This window comes from Azotobacter vinelandii CA, assembly GCF_000380335.1.
Classification (GTDB): domain Bacteria; phylum Pseudomonadota; class Gammaproteobacteria; order Pseudomonadales; family Pseudomonadaceae; genus Azotobacter; species Azotobacter vinelandii.
In genome coordinates, this window is record NC_021149.1 from 1,214,585 (window position 1) to 1,231,408 (window position 16,824).

At 67.4% G+C, this 16,824-nt stretch carries 16 protein-coding genes; 4 read left to right on the forward strand and 12 right to left on the reverse strand.

The window, feature by feature from the left end; translation table 11 throughout:
• Positions 1 to 86 precede the first annotated feature (86 nt).
• From AVCA_RS05620 to AVCA_RS05645, 6 genes are read right to left on the reverse strand one after another with little or no spacing between them, the layout of a single operon-like run.
• On the reverse strand, positions 87 to 1,046 hold the full coding sequence (locus tag AVCA_RS05620) for a dipeptide ABC transporter ATP-binding protein (RefSeq protein WP_012699895.1): 960 nt from the start codon (positions 1,044 to 1,046) through the stop codon (positions 87 to 89).
• Complete coding sequence (locus AVCA_RS05625) at positions 1,043 to 2,011, reverse strand: ABC transporter ATP-binding protein (RefSeq protein WP_012699896.1); 969 nt, start codon at positions 2,009 to 2,011, stop codon at positions 1,043 to 1,045. Before AVCA_RS05625 ends, AVCA_RS05620 begins: the two co-directional genes overlap by 4 nt.
• A 10-nt stretch (positions 2,012 to 2,021) precedes the next feature.
• The gene (locus tag AVCA_RS05630) at positions 2,022 to 2,921 is read right to left on the reverse strand and encodes an ABC transporter permease subunit (protein ID WP_012699897.1); all 900 of its coding nucleotides are present in this window, start codon (positions 2,919 to 2,921) and stop codon (positions 2,022 to 2,024) included.
• A gap of 10 nt (positions 2,922 to 2,931) precedes the next feature.
• Positions 2,932 to 3,942 carry an ABC transporter permease subunit gene (locus tag AVCA_RS05635; RefSeq protein WP_012699898.1) on the reverse strand — a complete coding sequence of 337 codons (1,011 nt, stop codon included), beginning with the start codon at positions 3,940 to 3,942 and terminating at the stop codon, positions 2,932 to 2,934.
• Positions 3,943 to 3,951: 9 nt separating this feature from the next.
• Positions 3,952 to 5,565, reverse strand: coding sequence for an ABC transporter substrate-binding protein (locus tag AVCA_RS05640; protein ID WP_012699899.1), 1,614 nt, complete (start codon positions 5,563 to 5,565; stop codon positions 3,952 to 3,954).
• Positions 5,566 to 5,578: 13 nt separating this feature from the next.
• Positions 5,579 to 6,289, reverse strand: a complete 711-nt coding sequence (locus tag AVCA_RS05645) for an SIMPL domain-containing protein (protein ID WP_012699900.1) — start codon at positions 6,287 to 6,289, stop codon at positions 5,579 to 5,581.
• Positions 6,290 to 6,465: 176 nt separating this feature from the next.
• Between AVCA_RS05645 and AVCA_RS05650 the strand changes: the two genes are divergently transcribed.
• Positions 6,466 to 7,728, forward strand: a complete 1,263-nt coding sequence (locus tag AVCA_RS05650) for an ATP-binding protein (RefSeq protein ID WP_041806992.1) — start codon at positions 6,466 to 6,468, stop codon at positions 7,726 to 7,728.
• Positions 7,721 to 8,281: a response regulator transcription factor gene (locus tag AVCA_RS05655; protein ID WP_012699903.1), complete on the forward strand. Its 561-nt coding sequence runs from the start codon at positions 7,721 to 7,723 to the stop codon at positions 8,279 to 8,281. Before AVCA_RS05650 ends, AVCA_RS05655 begins: the two co-directional genes overlap by 8 nt.
• 295 nt (positions 8,282 to 8,576) lie before the next feature.
• Here AVCA_RS05655 and AVCA_RS05660 read toward each other — a convergent pair whose 3' ends face one another.
• Entirely contained in the window at positions 8,577 to 9,437 is an 861-nt protein-coding gene (locus AVCA_RS05660; RefSeq protein WP_236616353.1) for a class I SAM-dependent methyltransferase, read from the reverse strand.
• A 352-nt stretch (positions 9,438 to 9,789) separates the two neighbouring features.
• On the opposite strand from AVCA_RS05660, the gene AVCA_RS05665 reads away from it, so the two are divergent.
• The gene (locus AVCA_RS05665) at positions 9,790 to 10,731 is read left to right on the forward strand and encodes an AEC family transporter (protein WP_012699905.1); all 942 of its coding nucleotides are present in this window, start codon (positions 9,790 to 9,792) and stop codon (positions 10,729 to 10,731) included.
• 9 nt (positions 10,732 to 10,740) lie between these two features.
• Here AVCA_RS05665 and AVCA_RS05670 read toward each other — a convergent pair whose 3' ends face one another.
• From AVCA_RS05670 to gatC, 5 genes are all read right to left on the reverse strand, one after another.
• The gene (locus AVCA_RS05670) at positions 10,741 to 11,823 is read right to left on the reverse strand and encodes a calcium/sodium antiporter (RefSeq protein ID WP_175555903.1); all 1,083 of its coding nucleotides are present in this window, start codon (positions 11,821 to 11,823) and stop codon (positions 10,741 to 10,743) included.
• 28 nt (positions 11,824 to 11,851) lie between these two features.
• On the reverse strand, positions 11,852 to 12,223 hold the full coding sequence (locus AVCA_RS05675; protein WP_012699907.1) for a septal ring lytic transglycosylase RlpA family protein: 372 nt from the start codon (positions 12,221 to 12,223) through the stop codon (positions 11,852 to 11,854).
• A gap of 53 nt (positions 12,224 to 12,276) precedes the next feature.
• Positions 12,277 to 13,725 (reverse strand): Asp-tRNA(Asn)/Glu-tRNA(Gln) amidotransferase subunit GatB, encoded by a 1,449-nt coding sequence (gatB, locus tag AVCA_RS05680; RefSeq protein ID WP_012699908.1) that lies wholly within the window; start codon positions 13,723 to 13,725, stop codon positions 12,277 to 12,279.
• Positions 13,726 to 13,831: 106 nt separating this feature from the next.
• Positions 13,832 to 15,283: an Asp-tRNA(Asn)/Glu-tRNA(Gln) amidotransferase subunit GatA gene (gene gatA, locus AVCA_RS05685; RefSeq protein ID WP_012699909.1), complete on the reverse strand. Its 1,452-nt coding sequence runs from the start codon at positions 15,281 to 15,283 to the stop codon at positions 13,832 to 13,834.
• Positions 15,283 to 15,570 carry an Asp-tRNA(Asn)/Glu-tRNA(Gln) amidotransferase subunit GatC gene (gatC, locus tag AVCA_RS05690; RefSeq protein ID WP_012699910.1) on the reverse strand — a complete coding sequence of 96 codons (288 nt, stop codon included), beginning with the start codon at positions 15,568 to 15,570 and terminating at the stop codon, positions 15,283 to 15,285. Before gatC ends, gatA begins: the two co-directional genes overlap by 1 nt.
• A 205-nt stretch (positions 15,571 to 15,775) precedes the next feature.
• On the opposite strand from gatC, the gene AVCA_RS05695 reads away from it, so the two are divergent.
• Positions 15,776 to 16,813, forward strand: a complete 1,038-nt coding sequence (locus AVCA_RS05695; protein WP_012699911.1) for a rod shape-determining protein — start codon at positions 15,776 to 15,778, stop codon at positions 16,811 to 16,813.
• Positions 16,814 to 16,824: the final 11 nt, after the last annotated feature.

Here is a 16,824-nt window from a genome sequence, read left to right on the forward strand (position 1 = left end):
TTTCGCGAGGAAAGCGCGATGTCATGAGCGCGGAAAATGGGCCGGCCCCCCCGGCATACCGGCGGGTTACGCTGCACCAACCCGCCCTACACGAACCGCTCCGCATAATGACAAGCCACTTTCCGGCCATCGACCTCCCGCAGCGCCGGCACCTCTACCCGACAACGCTCCGTCGCATATAGGCAGCGCGGATGGAACACGCAGCCGGACGGCGGCTCCAGCGGGTCGGGCGGCTCGCCGGCGAGGCGGACGCGCTGGCGGCCCGGCTCGGGATGCAGGGTCGGCGTGGCGGCGAGCAGGGCCTGGGTGTAGGGGTGCAGCGGCTTCCGGTAGATCCTTTCGGCGGGACCGAGCTCCATGGACCGGCCGAGGTACATCACCAGCAGGCGGTCGGCGACGTGGCGCACCACCGCCAGGTTGTGGGAGATGAACACGTAGGCGGTGCCGAATTGCCGCTGCAGTTCCAGGAACAGGTTGAGCACCTGGGCCTGTACCGACACATCGAGCGCCGAGGTCGGCTCGTCGGCGACCAGCACCTTGGGACGCAGCATCATCGCCCGGGCGATGGCGATACGCTGGCGCTGGCCGCCGGAGAACATGTGCGGGTAGCGTGCATAGTGCTCGGCGCGCAGGCCGACCTGGTCAAGCATCGCCAGCACCCTGGCGCGTCGCTCGGCGCCGGAAAGGTCGGTGTTGATGGCCAGCGGTTCGGCCAACTGGTCGCCGATCCGCCGGCGCGGGTTGAGCGAGGCGTAGGGGTTCTGGAAGACCATCTGCACGTCGCGGCGCAGCAGCCGGTGATCGGTAGCGGCGACGTCCCGGCCGGCGATCCGCAGCGAGCCGGCGGTCGGCTCCTCGACCAGGGTCAGGGCGCGGGCCAGGGTCGACTTGCCGCAGCCGGACTCGCCGACCACCGCCAGGGTCTCGCCGGCCTCGAGCTCGAAGGACAGGCCGTTCAGCGCCTGGACGTTGGCCGCGGGACGGAACGGGCCGCGGGAGACACGGTAGTGACGGGTCAGGTCGCGGGCGATCAGCACCGGATTCATGGACTCTCCTGGTTGCGCGGGTGGAAGCAGCGCGCCAGGCTTCGGCGCCTGGCTTCCAGCGCTGGCCGAAGGGCGCGGCAGTCGTCCTGCGCATAGGCGCAGCGCGGCGCCAGCAGGCAGCCGGCGGGGCGGTCGTGATGGCCGGGGACGCTTCCCGGCAGGCCGCGCAGCGGGCGGCGCGCGGTACCGGCCTCGGGCAGCGCGGCGAGCAGCGCCTCGGTATAGGGATGCGCCGGGGCGTCGAACAGGCCGGGCAGTTCGCCGACCTCGACCGCCTGGCCGGCGTACATCACGCAGACCCGGCTGGCGCATTCGGCGACCACGGCGAGGTCGTGGCTGATCAGCAGCAGGGCCATGCCGCGCTCGCGCTGCAGGTTCAGCAGCAGTTCGAGGATCTGCGCCTGGATGGTCACGTCGAGGGCGGTGGTCGGTTCGTCGGCGATCAGCAGGCGCGGCCCGGCGGCGATCGCCAGGGCGATGGCCACGCGCTGGGCCATGCCGCCGGAGAGCTGATGCGGGTAGGCCTCCAGACGGCTGGCGGCGGCCGGGATCTCGACCTGTTCGAGCAGCTCCAGGGCGCGCCGGCGGGCCTCGCGACCGCGCAGGCCGAGGTGCTGGCGCAGCACTTCCTCGAGCTGGAAGCCGATCCGGTAGCTGGGGTCGAGGGCGGCCAGCGGGTCCTGGAAGACCATCGCCAGCTCCTTGCCGAGCAGCCGGCGCCGCTGGCGTTCGCCGAGGGCGAGCAGGTCGTGACCGGCGAAGCGCAGGCGCCCGGCGGCGACCCGGCCGGGCGGATCGATCAGGCCGAGCAGGGCGAGCATGGCCTGCGACTTGCCGGAGCCGGACTCGCCGACGATGGCCAGCACCTCGCCGGCCTCCAGGCGCAGGTCGAGGCCGTCCACCACCGGCGGGGCGCCGGCGGGGCCGTAGCGCACGCTGAGGTTGTCGATTTCCAGCAGGCTCATGGTGCGTTCCTCAGGCCAGGTTCTTCAGCTTCGGGTCCAGCGCGTCGCGCAGGCCGTCGCCGACCAGATTGATCGCCAGCACGCTCGAGAGGATGGCCAGGCCCGGCAGGGTCACCACCCACCAGGCGCGTTCGATGTAATCCCGCGCCGCGGCCAGCATGCTGCCCCATTCCGGGCTCGGCGGCTGCACGCCGAGGCCGAGAAAACCCAGCGCGGCGGCATCCAGGATGGCCGCGGAGAAGCCCAGGGTAGCCTGGACGATCAAGGGCGCCAGACAGTTCGGCAGCACCGCGACGAACATCAGGCGCAGCCGTCCGGCGCCGGCCAGCTTCGCGGCGGTGACGTAGTCGCGGTGGATCTCGCCGAGTACCGCCGCGCGGGTCAGGCGCACATAGGCGGGCAGCGAGACGATGGCGATCGCCAGCACGGTGTTGAGCAGTCCCGGACCGAGCACGGCGACCACCGCCACCGCCAGCAGCAGGGCGGGCAGCGCCAGCATGATGTCCATCAGGCGCATGATCGAAGGGCCGAGCAGGCGCGGGAAGAAGCCGGCGCAGAGGCCGAGCAGCACGCCGGGCAGCAGCGACAGCGCCACCGAGGCCAGGCCGATCGAGAGCGACAGGCGCGCGCCATGGATCAGTCGCGAGAGCAGGTCGCGGCCCAGTTCGTCGGTACCGAGCGGAAAGCGCGTCTCGCCGCCCTCCAGCCAGGCCGGCGGGGTGAGCAGGAAGTCGCGGTGCTGGGCGGCGGGGTCGAAGGGCGCGAGCCAGGGCGCCAGCAGCGCGCAGAGAGCGAGCAGGGCGAGGAACAGCAGGGCGGCGAAGGCGCCACGGTTGCGCGCGAAGGCTCGGCAGAAGTCGCGCAAGGGCGAGGGCCAGGCCGGTTCGCTGGCGAGGGAGGAGGTATTCATCGACGGGCCCTCATTGCCGGTGACGGATGCGTGGGTTGGCCAGGCCATAGAGGATGTCCACGACGAAGTTGACCAGGATGACCAGCGCGGCGATCAGCAGGATGCCATTCTGCACCACCGGATAGTCGCGGGCGCCGATGGCCTCGATCAGCCACTTGCCGATGCCCGGCCAGGAGAACAGGGTTTCGGTGAGCACCGCGCCGGAGAGCAGCGAGCCGACCTGCAGGCCGAACACCGTGAGCACCGGGACCAGGGCGTTGCGCAGCGCGTGCACGAACACCAGACGCGCCGGCGACAGACCACGGGCGCGGGCGGCACGGATGTAGTCCTCGCGCAGCACTTCGAGCATCGCCGAGCGGGTCATGCGGGCGATCACCGCCAGCGGGATGGTGCCGAGCACGATGGCCGGCAGGATCAGGTGGCGCAGGGCGTCGAGGAAGGCGCCCCGCTCGTCGCTGAGCAGCGTGTCGACGAGCATGAAGCCGGTCACCGGCGGTACGTCGTAGAGCAGGTCGAGGCGCCCGGAGACCGGTGTCCAGCCGAGTTCCACGGAAAAGAACATGATCAGCACCAGCGCCCACCAGAAGATCGGCATCGAGTAGCCGGTCAGCGCCAGGCCCATGGTGCCGTGGTCGAGGATGGAACCGCGCTTCAGCGCCGCCAGGGTGCCGGCGAGCAGGCCGAGGACGCCGGCCAGCAGCAGGGCGGCGAGGGCCAGTTCGACGGTGGCCGGAAACAGCCCGGCGAACTCGTTCCAGACGCTTTCGCGGGTGCGCAGCGACTGGCCGAGATCGCCCCGGGCCAGTTGGCCGAGGTAGCTCAGGTACTGCTCGTGCAGCGGCCGGTCGAGGCCGAGCCGGTGCATGGCCTCGGCATGCATCTGCGGGTCGAGGCGGCGCTCGCCCATCATCACCTCCACCGGGTCGCCGGGGATCAGGCGGATCAGGGCGAAGGTCAGCAGGGTCACGCCGAGGAAGGTGGGGATCAGCAAGCCGAGACGGCGGGCGAGGAAGGACAACATGCGCGGGGCTCACTCCGGAGCGTTGGCCGGGGCGCGACGCACGCCGGCGAAGTTGTTGGTGCCCAGCGGGCTGATCACGAAGCCCTCGACGTCGCGGCGCACGGCGGCGAACTCGCGGGGATGGGCCAGGGGAATCCAGGGCGCCTGTTCGTGGAAGATCGCCAGGGCCTGGCGGTAGAGCGCGGTGCGTTGCGCCTGGTCGGTGGTGCGGCGCGCCTCGCGCAACAGGGCGTCGAAGCGCTCGTCGCACCAGCCGGCCTGGTTTTCGCCCGAGGCGGCCGCGGCGCAGGACAGATTGGGGGTCAGGAAGTTGTCCGGGTCGCCGTTATCGCCGGCCCAGCCCATGAACACCAGGTCGTGCTCGCCGTTCTTCGCCCGCTTGATCAGCTCGCCCCATTCCAGCACGCGGATTTCCGCCCGGATGCCGATGGCGGCCAGGTCGGCCTGCAGCAACTGGGCGCCGATGCCGGGGTTGGGGTTGGTCGGGCCGCCGCCGGGACGGGTCCAGATACTCAGCTTCAGGCCTTGGGCGTGTCCGGCTTCGGCCAGCAGGGCGCGGGCTCGCGCCGGGTCGTGGGGCCAGCCGGCGAGCGTCGGGTCGGAGCCCCACAGGCTCGGCGGGTAGGGTGCCACCGCCGGGCTGGCGCCGCCCTCGCCGTACTGGGCGCGCAGGTAGGCGGACTTGTCGAAGGCGAGGTTGAGCGCCTGGCGCACCCGCACGTCGTCGAGCGGCGGATGACGGGTGTTGATGCCGATGTAGGCGGTCAGCAGCGGTTCGTCCTCCAGCACCTGGATGCGCACGTCCCGGCGCAGGCCGGGCAGGTCCACCGGGCGCGGGTAGAGGGCGATCTGGCAGTCGCCGGCCTTGAGCTTCTGCACCCGCACGTTGGGCTCGGGGGTGATGGCGAAGATCAGCCGCTCGATGGCCGGCGCGCCGTCCCAGTAGTCCGGGTTACGCCGGAAGCGCACCTGGGCGTCCTTCTCGTAGCGTTCGAAGATGAAGGGGCCGCTGCCCGCCGGCTGGCTGTTGAGGCGCTCCGGGGTGCCGGCGGCCAGCAGTCGATCGGCGTATTCGGCCGGGTAGATGGAGGCGAAGCCCATCGCCAGGTTGGCCAGGAAGGGCGCCTCCGGGTGGCGCAGGACGAAGCGCACGCGGTGCTCATCGAGGCGCTCGATGCGTTCTATCAGCTCGCCCACGGCCATCGATTCGGCATAGGGGAAACCGCGCGGCGACAGTTTGTGCCAGGGATGCGCGGGATCGATCTGCCGCCGGAAGCTCCAGATCACGTCGTCGGCGTTGAATTCGCGGCTCGGCATGAACCAGGGCGTGCGCTGGAATTTCACGCCGCGGCGCAGGTGGAAAGTGTATTCGAGGCCGTCGGCGGACACCTCCCAGCGCTCGGCGAGGGCGGGGAGCAGTTCGCTGCCGCCGGGAGCGAAGCGCAGCAGGCGGTCGAACACCGTCTCCGCCGAGGCGTCGGCGCTGACGGCGGCGGTGTACTGGACGATGTCGAAGCCTTCCGGGCTGCCCTCGGTACAGACCACCAGGCTGCTCGGCGCGGCCTGGACGGCGCCGGCGAGCAGGCCGGCGAGCAGGAGGGCGGTCGGGCGTCGGAGCATCATGATGGCGGCTGCCTCAGGGCATCTGCACCTCGATCACGCCGTCGGCGCTGACGCTCACCTGGCTGCTGCCGGCCTCGATCTCCGGCGCCGGCGCGCCCGCCTCGTGGTCCAGGGTCTTCGCCATCGCCACGCGGGCGAAGGGGGGCGGGACCACGCCGCTGCTGCCGAGGTTCAGGCTGACCAGCTTGTAGCCGCTGCCGCCGAGCGCCCGGGTGGCGAGCTGGGCGCGCTCGCCGAAGGCCTGCACGGCGTCCTGCAGCAGTGCGTCCTCGCCCTTCTTGCGTGTGGCGTCGGCGATGGCGAAGCGCATGTCGGCGATCCTCAGTTCGCCGAGCAGGTCGGCGCTCAGTTGGGAAAGGGCTGCGAAGTCGGCGCTTTCCAGGCGCAGCTCGGCGCGCTCGCGCCAGGCGACGATCCGCCGGCCCTGGTCTTCGTAGACCGGATAGCTGTTGCGGTTGCCGAGGCTGACCTTCACCCCCGCCACCTGGCGTGCGCGCTCCACCGCGCCGTTGAGGGTGCGGGTGATGTCGCCGGCCAACTGGCCGGGGTCCTTGTGCTGGGCTTCGGCGTAGAGGGTCACCCGCATCAGGTCGTGGGCGATCTCCCGGCTCGCCTCGGCGTGCAGGGAGATTCGGTTGTAGCGGGAACTGTCCTCGGCCAGTGCCGGCAGGCTGGCCAGAGCGGCGAGGACGAGGGGAATGGCGGGGCGAAGACGGCGGAGCATGGGGAAATCCTTGTGTGGGCCGGGAACGTGTCCGTTGGGTGTCGAGCCAGACTCTACCGGCGTAGTCCAGTTTTTGCAGCCCCGCCTGCGTCCGGTTGCCGCATTCGGCCCGGCTGGTGGCGGGCTTTTGGGTATACTGGCCGCGCGCTCCCGGGGCCCCATGACAAGCCATTCCTATGCTCGCACCCGTTCAAATGCTGTCGGCCAGCCGCCACAACCTCCGTCGGCTCATCCTGATCCGTGTCCTCGTGCTGGCCGCCCAGGCCGGTTCGGTCGGGCTCGCCTATCTCACCGATCTGATGCCGTTGCCCTGGCTGGCGCTCGCTTTCACCCTCAGCCTGTCGGCCATGCTTTGCCTGGGAACCGCTCTGCGCCTGACCATGTCGTGGCCGGTGACCGATCTGGAATACGCCGGCCATCTGGCTTGCGATCTGATCATCCACAGCCTGCTGCTGTATTTCACCGGCGGTCCGACCAACCCCTTCGTTTCCTATTACCTGGTGCCGCTGACCATCGCCGCGGCGACCCTGCCCAGGCGGCACACGGTGATGCTCGCCGGCCTGGCGTTCGTGGCCTACACCCTGCTGGTCTTCTGGTACAACCCGACTACCCTGCCGCCGGAGCATCGCGTCACCCTGCTGATCTACGGCATGTGGCTGAGCTTCGCCCTGGCGGCGGCGTTGATCACCTTCTTCGTCGGGCGGATGGCCGGCGAACTGCGTCGTCAGGAGGAGTTCCAGGCCACGCGCCGCGAGGAGGGCATGCGCGACCAGCAACTGCTGGCGGTGGCTACCCAGGCGGCCGGCGCCGCCCATGAGCTGGGCACGCCGCTGGCGACGATGAGCGTGCTGATCACCGAACTGCGCCAGGAGCACGACGATCCGCTGCTGCAGGAGGATCTGGCGGTGCTCCAGGAACAGGTGAAGCTGTGCAAGGACACCCTGCAGCAACTGGTGCGCGCCGCCGAGGCGGATCGCATGCAGACGGTCCAGGAGCAGAGCGCGGCGGCCTGGCTGGAGACGGCGCTCAATCGCTGGCACCTGATGCGCCCGGAAGCGAGCTATCGCTACGAGATCCTCGGCACGGGTTCCATGCCGCGCCTGGCGCCGTCGCCGGACCTGACCCAGTCGCTGCTCAACCTGCTCAACAACGCCGCCGATGCCTGTCCGGACGACCTGGACATCTACCTCGACTGGGACGTCGAGGAGTTGTGCATCAGCATCCGCAACCATGGCGAAGGCGTGCCGCTGGCGATCGCCGAGCAACTGGGCAAGCCTTTCTTCACCACCAAGGGCAAGGGCTTCGGCCTCGGCCTGTTTCTGAGCCAGGCCAGCGTGACTCGCGCCGGCGGCTCGGTGAAACTCTACAATCACGAGGAGGGCGGTACGCTGACCGAGCTGCGGCTGCCGCGCCTGGGGCCAGGAGACTACTATGAGTGAGCATCCGATCGAGGGAGAAGAACAGCAGCCGCACCTGCTGCTGGTGGACGACGACACGACCTTCACCCGGGTCATGATGCGGGCCATGACCCGCCGTGGCTTCCGGGTGAGTTGTGCCAGTTCGGCCGAGGAGGGGTTGGAGCTGGCGCTTCAGGACGTGCCGGACTATGCCGTGCTGGATCTCAAGATGGAGGGCGACTCGGGGCTGGTGCTGCTGCCGAAGCTGCTCGAACTGGACAGCGAGATGCGCGTGCTGATCCTCACCGGTTACTCGAGCATCGCCACCGCCGTGGAGGCGATCAAGCGTGGCGCCTGCAACTACCTGTGCAAGCCGGCCGACGCCGACGACGTGCTCACCGCGCTGCTTTCCGAGCACGTCGACCTGAACAGCCTGGTGCCGGACAACCCCATGTCGGTGGATCGCCTGCAGTGGGAGCACATCCAGCGCGTGCTCAGCGAGAACGACGGCAACATCTCCGCCACCGCCCGCGCCCTGGGTATGCACCGGCGTACATTGCAGCGCAAGCTGCAGAAGCGTCCGGTCCGCCGCTGAGGGCCTGGCGCCATGGTCTTTCGCATCGGGCATCGGCTCGATGCGAGCGGCCGCAGGCCAGACCCGGATGCCGGACGCGCGTTCTCTCGGTTGTTTCATTCGTTCGCGCGAGCGAAGGGAAAGTGACTGGCGGGAGCCCGAAAGCGGAGTGTCCGGCCTCCCGGCCAGCGGCTCGTGCAACGGTGCCGAAGACCGCGCCGGAACGAATTGGCACATGGGTTTTGCCAGTCCACTGTCGAGCGGATGACTCCATGCGATCGCCCTGGAGCGTCGGGCTCCCGGAGTCGCTGCCCGATCATCTCATGACGGTATCGCCTGCAATGTATCGCGCGGATTGGCGGCCGGGCGGCAGGAGCGATTCATGGTTGGGGCCTTGCCGCTTCGCCAGAACGTATACCAGGGCCATTGGTAAGTCCTTCTGATAATAACGGTGGTATTTTTCCCTGAATCTGTCGGTGATGGGGAAGCACTCGACCCGGTTTATTATCTTCAGGTGTTTGTCGAAGATCTTTTCGTAGGTATCGATGTCCTTCCAGTAATGGGCGAATACTCCATGCTCTCCGTGGGAGCCATGGACGAATGAGTATTTCTCGTTGGTCTGCAGCGGTTTGTTGTGCGGGCTCAGGTCGAGGTGTTTCTTTTGTTCATAGCTCGGGTTCAGAAAGGCGATGATGGACTTTCCATCGCTTTTCAGAATTCTGGAAATTTCCGAGACATGGTATTCCAGATCGCTCTTTTCCAGGTGCATGACGAAGTTTCGCGAAATGGCCAGGGCAATGGACGAGTCGCCGAAAGGTTTTCTCCGTCCGTGCCTCACCTCGAAGTGGCGAATGTCGATATTGCCCGGATGTCCCAGTTCGCCAAGCTGTTCTCTGGCCTTTGCGACCAACTGTTCGGAGCCTTCCAGGCCGATGAAGCTGTCGATGTTCTTTCTCGCCTGAGCGATGTTTTTTATCGACTCCAGGGCTGGGATGTCTGGCGAGTTTCCATACATGAATTGAATCGCCAGCATGTTCGTGCCCGCACCGAAATCGACGATCTTCGATTCCGGGTTTTCGCAGAGAAAGTCGGCAATTTCTTTATAAAGGTATGGGTTGATTATGAAGTCAATGCCGATGTTGCCCTCTCGTTCGAGTCTGCACCAATGCTTTTCCATTTTTTCTCCATCAACCACCAAGTCAAACGACGGATTGGTTTTGAACGGCGATAGGCGGGCCGTGGCGACAAGATGTCTGTGCCTGAATATTTGCCCGTAAAACACTTGTGGTTTTTCAGATGGATATTGATTTATCACTGGTTTGTTACGGTGTCTTTAAGCATGGCTCCGCAGCCCTTTGTCGAACTGCCCGTTTTTCGATCATTCCGGTGCCGTCGGGAGCGGATGTGCCGGGACGGCAACTCGTGGTTCCGGCCCGGCCGGGCCATCCGGGCGGCGTGCCTCGGCATCCCGCCTCGCGGCGGGAGATATGCCGTTATGATAGGTGCCTATTATTTTTCGGACTTTTCACATGTTCGCGCTGTTCTCGCAAACCCTGGGCATCACCGCACCGGTATTCGCCATGCTGTTTCTCGGCGTACTGTTGCGGCGCCTCGGCTGGATCGACATCGCCTTCATCGACACGGCGTCGACGCTGGTGTTCAAGGGCACCATGCCGACCATGCTGTTCCTCGCGATCCTGCAGGCCGATCTGGATGCGGCGTTGCAACCGGCGCTGCTCGGCTATTTCACCCTGGCCTCCATCGCCGGCTTCCTGATCGCCTGGGCTTGGTCGCTGTGGCGTTGCCCGCGTCCCGATCGCGGCGTCTATGTGCAGGGCGCGTTTCGCGGCAACAACGGCATCGTCGGCCTGGCCCTGGCCACCAGCATGTACGGCGATTACGGTCTGTCCCTCGGCGGGGTGCTGGCCGGGGCGGTGATCCTGGTCTACAACACGCTCGCATCGGTAGTGCTGGCGTTCTACAGTCCGACCGCCCGGACCGATCCCTGGAGCCTCGCCAAGAGCATTCTCGGCAACCCGCTGATCATCGGCGTGCTGGTGGCGATCCCGTTCGCCTACTGGCATGTCGGCCTGCCGGCCTGGCTGCTCACCTCCGGCGACTATTTCGCGCAGATGACCATGCCGCTGGCGCTGATCTGCATCGGCGGCACCATTTCCCTCGCCGCCCTGCGCGAAAGCGGCGGCATGGCGCTTGGCGCCAGTCTGCTGAAGATGGTCTGGCTACCGCTGCTGGAGACGCTCGGCGCCTGGCTGTGCGGTTTCCGTGGTGCCGAACTGGGCGTGCTCTTCCTTTATTTCGCGAGCCCGACCGCCGCGGCCAGCTTCGTCATGGCCAAGGCGGTAGGCGGCAATCATCAGTTGGCGGGCGGGATAGTGGTGATCACCACGCTGTTGGCCGCGGTGACCACCAATATCGGTATTTTCATCCTGCAGTGGCTCGGCTGGATCTGAGCTGCGCCCTCAGCCTCGCTGCCGCCATCCGCGGACGGCGATGACCAGCAGCGTCACGGCGGTCAGCGGCAGGGCGTACCAGGCCAGGGCGTCGTGCAGCAGGTCTACGGCGGAAGCGCCGCTGGCGAACAGTACCTGGTAGGCGCCGTAGGCCAGGTAGTAGCCGAAGAACAGCAACCCCTCCCAGCGGCCGATGCGGTAGCCAGTGAGGAAGATCGGCAGGCAGGCCGCCGCCGCCGCGATCATCACCGGGTAGTCGAAGGCCAGGGCGTTGGGCGATACCTCGATCGGGGCGGGCGAGACCAGCGCGGCCAGGCCGAGGACCGCGAGCAGGTTGAAGATATTGCTGCCGACGATATTGCCCACGGCGATATCGCGCTCGCCCTTGATGGCGGCCACCAGCGACGTGGCCAGTTCCGGCAGCGAGGTTCCGGCGGCGACCATGGTCAGGCCTATCGCCAGTTCGGACAGGCCGAGCGCTCGGGCCAGGGTCACCGTGGCATCGATCAGCAGGTCGGAGCCCCAGACCAGCATGGCCAGGCCGAGGGCGACGAGCGCCAGGTGGCCAGGCAGGGCGAGGCGTCCCTCGGGCTTCCTGCCGAACTCCGTCTCGAATTCGTTGCCGTCGCCGCTGGTTCCGGCATTCAGGCCGCTGCGCACCTGAAAGGCGATGTAGGCGAGAATGCCGGCGAACAGCAGCGCTCCATCCGGACGGCCGTACTCGCGGTCGATGGCCAGCAGCCAGGCCAGCAGGCTGACGCCGATCATGACGGGTACGTCGAAACGGATCAGTTGACGCGAAACCCGCAACGGAATGACCAGTGCGGACAGGCCGAGGATCATCAGCACGTTGAAGATGTTGCTGCCGATGGCGTTGCCGACCGCGATATCGCCCTGTCCGCCGCTGGCTGATCGCACGCTGACGGCCATTTCCGGGGCGCTGGTGCCAAAGGCCACCACGGTCAGGCCGATGATCAGCGGCGGAATGCCGAAGCGGGCGGCCAGGCGTGCGGCGCCGCGGACCAGGGCTTCGGCGCCGGCGATCAGCAGGGCCAGGCCGGCGATCAGGCAGATGAAGGTCAGAGGATTCATTCGGGGTCCGTCCCAGGCGGTCATTCCCTCAGTTGTCGAGCAGTTCCAGACGCACCAGGGCCACGCCGGCATGCAGTATCTCCAACTGCCGGGCGGCCTTGTAGGACAGGTCGATGATCCGTCCGTGGGTGTGGGGGCCGCGGTCGTTGATGCGCACCACCACGCTGCGGCGGGTACTCAGGCTGGTCACCCGCACCCGGCTGCCGAGCGGCAGGGTGCGGTGGGCGGCCGTGAGGGTGTTGCGATCCACGGGCTCGCCACTGGCGGTGCGCTTGCCGTGGTGGTGGCTGGCATAGTAGGAGGCCATGCCCTCGGCGCTGTAGCGGGCGGCTTCGAGCCGCTCCGAAGGGTAGCCGGCGAGCAGGGCGAGGAGGAGGGCGAGTGGCAATGTTCGCAGCATGATCGAAGCTCCGGGAAGTGCAGCGCCGGCTTGGGCCCGGCGCTGTCGCTGGCTCAGCCTTCGAGCTTCTTCTTCAGCAGTTCGTTGACCTGGCCGGGGTTGGCCTTGCCCTTGGAGGCCTTCATCGCCTGGCCGACGAAGAAGCCGAACATCTTGGCGCGCTTGGCCTCGTCGGCGGCGCGGTACTGTTCGACCTGGGCGGCGTTGGCGGCCAGCATCTCGTCGAGCATGCTCTCGATGGCGCCGGTGTCGGTGACCTGCTTCAGGCCCTTCCGCTCGATGATCGCATCGGCGCTGGCGCCTTCATCGGCGGCCAGGGCCTCGAAGACCATCTTGGCGATCTTGCCGGAGATGGTGTTGTCCTGGATGCGCCGGATCAGTCCGCCGAGCTGTTCGGCGGATACCGGCGAGCGCTCGATCTCCAGGCCTTCCTTGTTGAGCAGGCTGGACAACTCGCCCATCACCCAGTTGGCCGCCAGCTTGGCATCGCCGCAGACCTCGAAAACCGCCTCGAAGTACTCGGCCATCTCGCGGCTGGCCGACAGCACGCTGGCATCGTAGGCGGACAGACCGTACTGGCTCTGGAAACGCTCGCGTTTCTGGTTGGGCAGCTCGGGCAGGGTTTCGCGCAATCGCTCGACGAAACCGTCCTCCAGCACCACCGGCAGCAGGTCGGGACAGGGGAAGTAGCGGTAATCGTTGGCTTCCTCCTTGCCGCGCATGGAGCGCGTCTCGTCCTTGTTCGGATCGTACAGGCGGGTTTCCTGGATCACCTTGCCGCCGTCCTCGATCAGCTCGATCTGCCGTTGGATCTCATGGTTGATCGCCTTCTCGATGAAGCGGAAGGAGTTGACGTTCTTGATCTCGGCGCGGGTGCCGAAGGCTTCCTGGCCCCTGGGTCGCACCGAGACGTTGCAGTCGCAGCGTAGCGAACCTTCGGCCATGTTGCCGTCGCAGATGCCGAGGTAGCGGACCAGCGCATGGATCGCCTTGACGTAGGCGACCGCCTCCTTGGCCGAACGGATGTCCGGCTCGGAGACGATTTCCAGCAGGGGCGTGCCGGCGCGGTTGAGGTCGATGCCGGTCATGCCGTGGAAGTCCTCGTGCAGGCTCTTGCCGGCGTCTTCCTCCAGATGCGCGCGGGTGATGCCGATGCGCTTGAGCGTGCCGTCCTCCAGGGTGATATCCAGGTGGCCCTTGCCGACGATGGGCTTGTCCATCTGGCTGGTCTGGTAGCCCTTGGGCAGGTCCGGGTAGAAGTAGTTCTTGCGGGCGAAGACGTTGGTGTGGCCGATTTCCGCCTCGATGGCCAGGCCGAAGCGGACCGCCATGCGCACGGTTTCCTCGTTGAGCACCGGCAGGGTGCCGGGCATGCCGAGGTCGATCAGGCTGGCCTGGGTGTTGGGCTCGGCGCCGAAGGCGGTGGCGCTGCCGGAGAAGATCTTCGAGCGGGTGGCGAGCTGTGCGTGGATTTCCAGCCCGATCACGGTTTCCCATTGCATCTGTGTGTTCCTCGAATCTGGTGGCATGCGGCCCCTCTCCCGGCCCTGCGGGCCACCCTCTCCCCCGGCGGGGAGAGGAGCATCGGCCGCATTGCGGAGCGATGCCTCAATATCCTTCCGGTGCCCGCTGGTGCCAGTCGGTCGCCTGCTGGTACTGGTGGGCGACGTTGAGCAGACGGCTCTCCTGGAAGTAGGGCGCGAGCAATTGCACGCCCACCGGCAGGCCGTCGACGAAGCCGGCCGGCATGGACAGGCCGGGAATGCCGGCGAGGTTGGCGGTGATGGTGTAGATGTCCTCGAGGTAGGCGGCGACCGGGTCGTCGCCCTTCTCGCCGAGCTTCCACGCCGGGTTCGGGGTGGTCGGGCCGAGGATCAGGTCCACCTCCTGGAAGGCGCCGATGAAGTCGCTGCGGATCAGCCGGCGGATCTTTTGCGCCTTGAGGTAGTAGGCGTCGTAGTAGCCGGCGGAGAGGGCGTAGGTGCCGACCATGATGCGCCGCTTCACTTCCGCGCCGAAGCCTTCGCCGCGCGAGCGCTTGTACAGGTCCTCGAGGCTCTGCGGGTTCTCGCAGCGGTAGCCGAAGCGCACGCCGTCGAAGCGCGACAGGTTGGAGGAGGCCTCGGCCGGGGCGATCACGTAGTAGGCGGGGATCGCATGCTGCATGCTGGGCAGGCCGATTTCCTTCACCGTGGCGCCGAGCTTCTTCAGTTCCTCGACGCAGGCCATCACCGCATCGGACAGGCGCGGATCGAGGCCGGCGCCGAAGTATTCGCGCGGCAGGCCGATGCGCAGGCCGGCCAGCGGCCGGTGCAACGCGGCCAGGTAATCGTCCACCGGCTGATCGACGCAGGTGGAGTCCTTCGGGTCGAAGCCGGCCATGGCGGAGAGCAGCAGGGCGCAGTCCTCGGCGCTGCGCGCCAGCGGGCCGCCCTGGTCGAGGCTGGAGGCGTAGGCGATCATGCCCCAGCGCGAGACGCGGCCGTAGGTGGGCTTGAGGCCGGTGAGGTTGGTCAATGCCGCCGGCTGGCGGATCGAGCCGCCGGTATCGCTGCCGGTGGCCGCCGGGACCAGCCGCGCCGCCACCGCGGCGGCCGAGCCGCCGGAGGAGCCGCCGGGGACGCATTCGGTGTTCCAGGGGTTTCTCACCGGGCCGTAGTGGCTGGATTCGCTGGCCGAGCCCATGGCGAACTCGTCCATGTTCAGCTTGCCGAGGCTCACGCAGCCGGCGGCGGCGAGTCTCTCCACCACGGTGGCGTCGTAGGGGGCGATGAAGTCGTCGAGGATCTTCGAGGCGCAACTGGTGCGCACGCCCTTGGTGCAGAACAGGTCCTTGTGGGCGATCGGCGCGCCGAGCAGGGCGCCGCTCTCGCCGGCGGCGCGCCGCGCATCGGCGGCGCGGGCCTGCTCCAGGGCCTGCTCGGCGGTGACGGTGATGAAGCTGTTGAGCCCGGGGTCGAGTTCGGCAATGCGGGCCAGCAGGGCCTCGCTCAGCTCGACGGAGGAGAATTCCTTGGCGGCCAGGCCGCGGGCGATTTGCGCCAGAGTCAGTCGATGCATCACTCGATCACCTTGGGAACCAGATACAGGCCGTTCTCCACGGCCGGGGCGATGGCCTGGTAGGCGTCGCGGTGGTCGGTCTCGGTGACCTCGTCCGGACGCAGGCGCTGGGTGGCTTCCAGGGGATGGGCCAGGGGCTCGATGCCATGAGTGTCGACGGCCTGCATCCGGTCGATCAGGCCGAGGATGTCGTTCAGGGTCTGGGTGGTGCGTGGAATCTCGGCGTCGTCCAGCCCCAGGCGGGCCAGGTGAGCGATCTTTTCCACGTCGGAGCGTTCAAGCGCCATCGGGATTCTCCAGAAAAACGGGCAGCCGGCCGCTGGGGGAAAGTCCGGGCACCGGGGCACGGACAGGGGGCGAAGACCGTGCTCGCCGGCCTTGCGGGCTGCTGAAAACGGGGAATTTAGCACAGTGGGCGCCTTGCCCAAAATCCCTGCCATTGTTAGAGTTTGCGCTCTTTTTTACCCATGCTTCGCCTCAGGGTTCCCGTCAATGTTCAAGAAACTCCGTGGCATGTTTTCCAGCGATCTGTCGATCGATCTGGGAACTGCCAACACCCTCATCTATATGCGCGAGCGCGGCATCGTTCTGAACGAGCCGTCCGTGGTCGCCATCCGCACGCACGGCAACCAGAAGAGCGTCGTAGCGGTTGGCACCGAGGCCAAGCGCATGTTGGGACGAACCCCGGGCAACATCACCGCGATCCGTCCGATGAAGGATGGCGTGATCGCCGATTTCAGCGTTTGCGAAAAGATGCTGCAGTATTTCATCAACAAGGTGCACGAGAGCAGTTTCCTGCAGCCCAGTCCGCGCGTGCTGATCTGCGTGCCCTGCAAGTCGACCCAGGTCGAGCGCCGGGCCATCCGCGAGTCGGCCCTCGGTGCCGGTGCCCGCGAAGTGTTCCTGATCGAGGAGCCGATGGCCGCGGCCATCGGCGCCGGCCTGCCGGTGGACGAGGCGCATGGCTCGATGGTGGTGGACATCGGCGGCGGCACCACCGAGATCGCCCTGATTTCGCTGAACGGCGTGGTCTATGCCGAATCGGTCCGGGTCGGCGGCGACCGTTTCGACGAAGCCATCGTCACCTATGTGCGGCGTAACTACGGCAGTCTGATCGGCGAGGCGACCGCCGAGCGCATCAAGCAGGAGATCGGTGCCGCTTGGCCGGGCAGCGAGGTGCGCGAGATCGACGTGCGCGGGCGCAATCTGGCCGAGGGCGTGCCGCGCAGCTTCACCCTCAATTCCAACGAGGTGCTGGATGCGATCCAGGAGTCGCTGGCGAGCATCGTGCAGTCGGTGAAGAGCGCCCTGGAGCAGTCTCCGCCGGAGCTGGCCGCGGACATCGCCGAGCGCGGTCTGGTACTGACCGGCGGGGGCGCCCTGTTGCGCGATCTGGACAAGCTGCTGGCCCAGGAAACCGGACTGCCGGTGATCGTCGCCGAGGACCCGCTGACCTGTGTGGCGCGCGGCTGCGGCCGGGCGCTGGAAATGATCGACAGCCACCGCATGGATCTGCTCTCCACCGAGTGAGCCGCCGGGCC

What these genes read in the sequence shown, in the direction of transcription:
- AVCA_RS05625 (WP_012699896.1), bottom strand. Translation starts at nt 2,011, where the DNA reads ATGAGCCTGCTGGAAATCGACAACCTCAGCGTGCGCTACGGCCCCGCC.
- AVCA_RS05650 (WP_041806992.1), top strand. Translation starts at nt 6,466, where the DNA reads ATGCTCGCACCCGTTCAAATGCTGTCGGCCAGCCGCCACAACCTCCGT.
- AVCA_RS05635 (WP_012699898.1), bottom strand. Translation starts at nt 3,942, where the DNA reads ATGTTGTCCTTCCTCGCCCGCCGTCTCGGCTTGCTGATCCCCACCTTC.
- AVCA_RS05675 (WP_012699907.1), bottom strand. Translation starts at nt 12,223, where the DNA reads ATGCTGCGAACATTGCCACTCGCCCTCCTCCTCGCCCTGCTCGCCGGC.
- AVCA_RS05620 (WP_012699895.1), bottom strand. Translation starts at nt 1,046, where the DNA reads ATGAATCCGGTGCTGATCGCCCGCGACCTGACCCGTCACTACCGTGTC.
- AVCA_RS05645 (WP_012699900.1), bottom strand. Translation starts at nt 6,289, where the DNA reads ATGCTCCGCCGTCTTCGCCCCGCCATTCCCCTCGTCCTCGCCGCTCTG.
- AVCA_RS05655 (WP_012699903.1), top strand. Translation starts at nt 7,721, where the DNA reads ATGAGTGAGCATCCGATCGAGGGAGAAGAACAGCAGCCGCACCTGCTG.
- AVCA_RS05630 (WP_012699897.1), bottom strand. Translation starts at nt 2,921, where the DNA reads ATGAATACCTCCTCCCTCGCCAGCGAACCGGCCTGGCCCTCGCCCTTG.
- AVCA_RS05660 (WP_236616353.1), bottom strand. Translation starts at nt 9,437, where the DNA reads ATGGAAAAGCATTGGTGCAGACTCGAACGAGAGGGCAACATCGGCATT.
- AVCA_RS05695 (WP_012699911.1), top strand. Translation starts at nt 15,776, where the DNA reads ATGTTCAAGAAACTCCGTGGCATGTTTTCCAGCGATCTGTCGATCGAT.
- AVCA_RS05665 (WP_012699905.1), top strand. Translation starts at nt 9,790, where the DNA reads ATGTTCGCGCTGTTCTCGCAAACCCTGGGCATCACCGCACCGGTATTC.
- gatB (WP_012699908.1), bottom strand. Translation starts at nt 13,725, where the DNA reads ATGCAATGGGAAACCGTGATCGGGCTGGAAATCCACGCACAGCTCGCC.
- gatA (WP_012699909.1), bottom strand. Translation starts at nt 15,283, where the DNA reads ATGCATCGACTGACTCTGGCGCAAATCGCCCGCGGCCTGGCCGCCAAG.
- AVCA_RS05670 (WP_175555903.1), bottom strand. Translation starts at nt 11,823, where the DNA reads ATGAATCCTCTGACCTTCATCTGCCTGATCGCCGGCCTGGCCCTGCTG.
- gatC (WP_012699910.1), bottom strand. Translation starts at nt 15,570, where the DNA reads ATGGCGCTTGAACGCTCCGACGTGGAAAAGATCGCTCACCTGGCCCGC.
- AVCA_RS05640 (WP_012699899.1), bottom strand. Translation starts at nt 5,565, where the DNA reads ATGATGCTCCGACGCCCGACCGCCCTCCTGCTCGCCGGCCTGCTCGCC.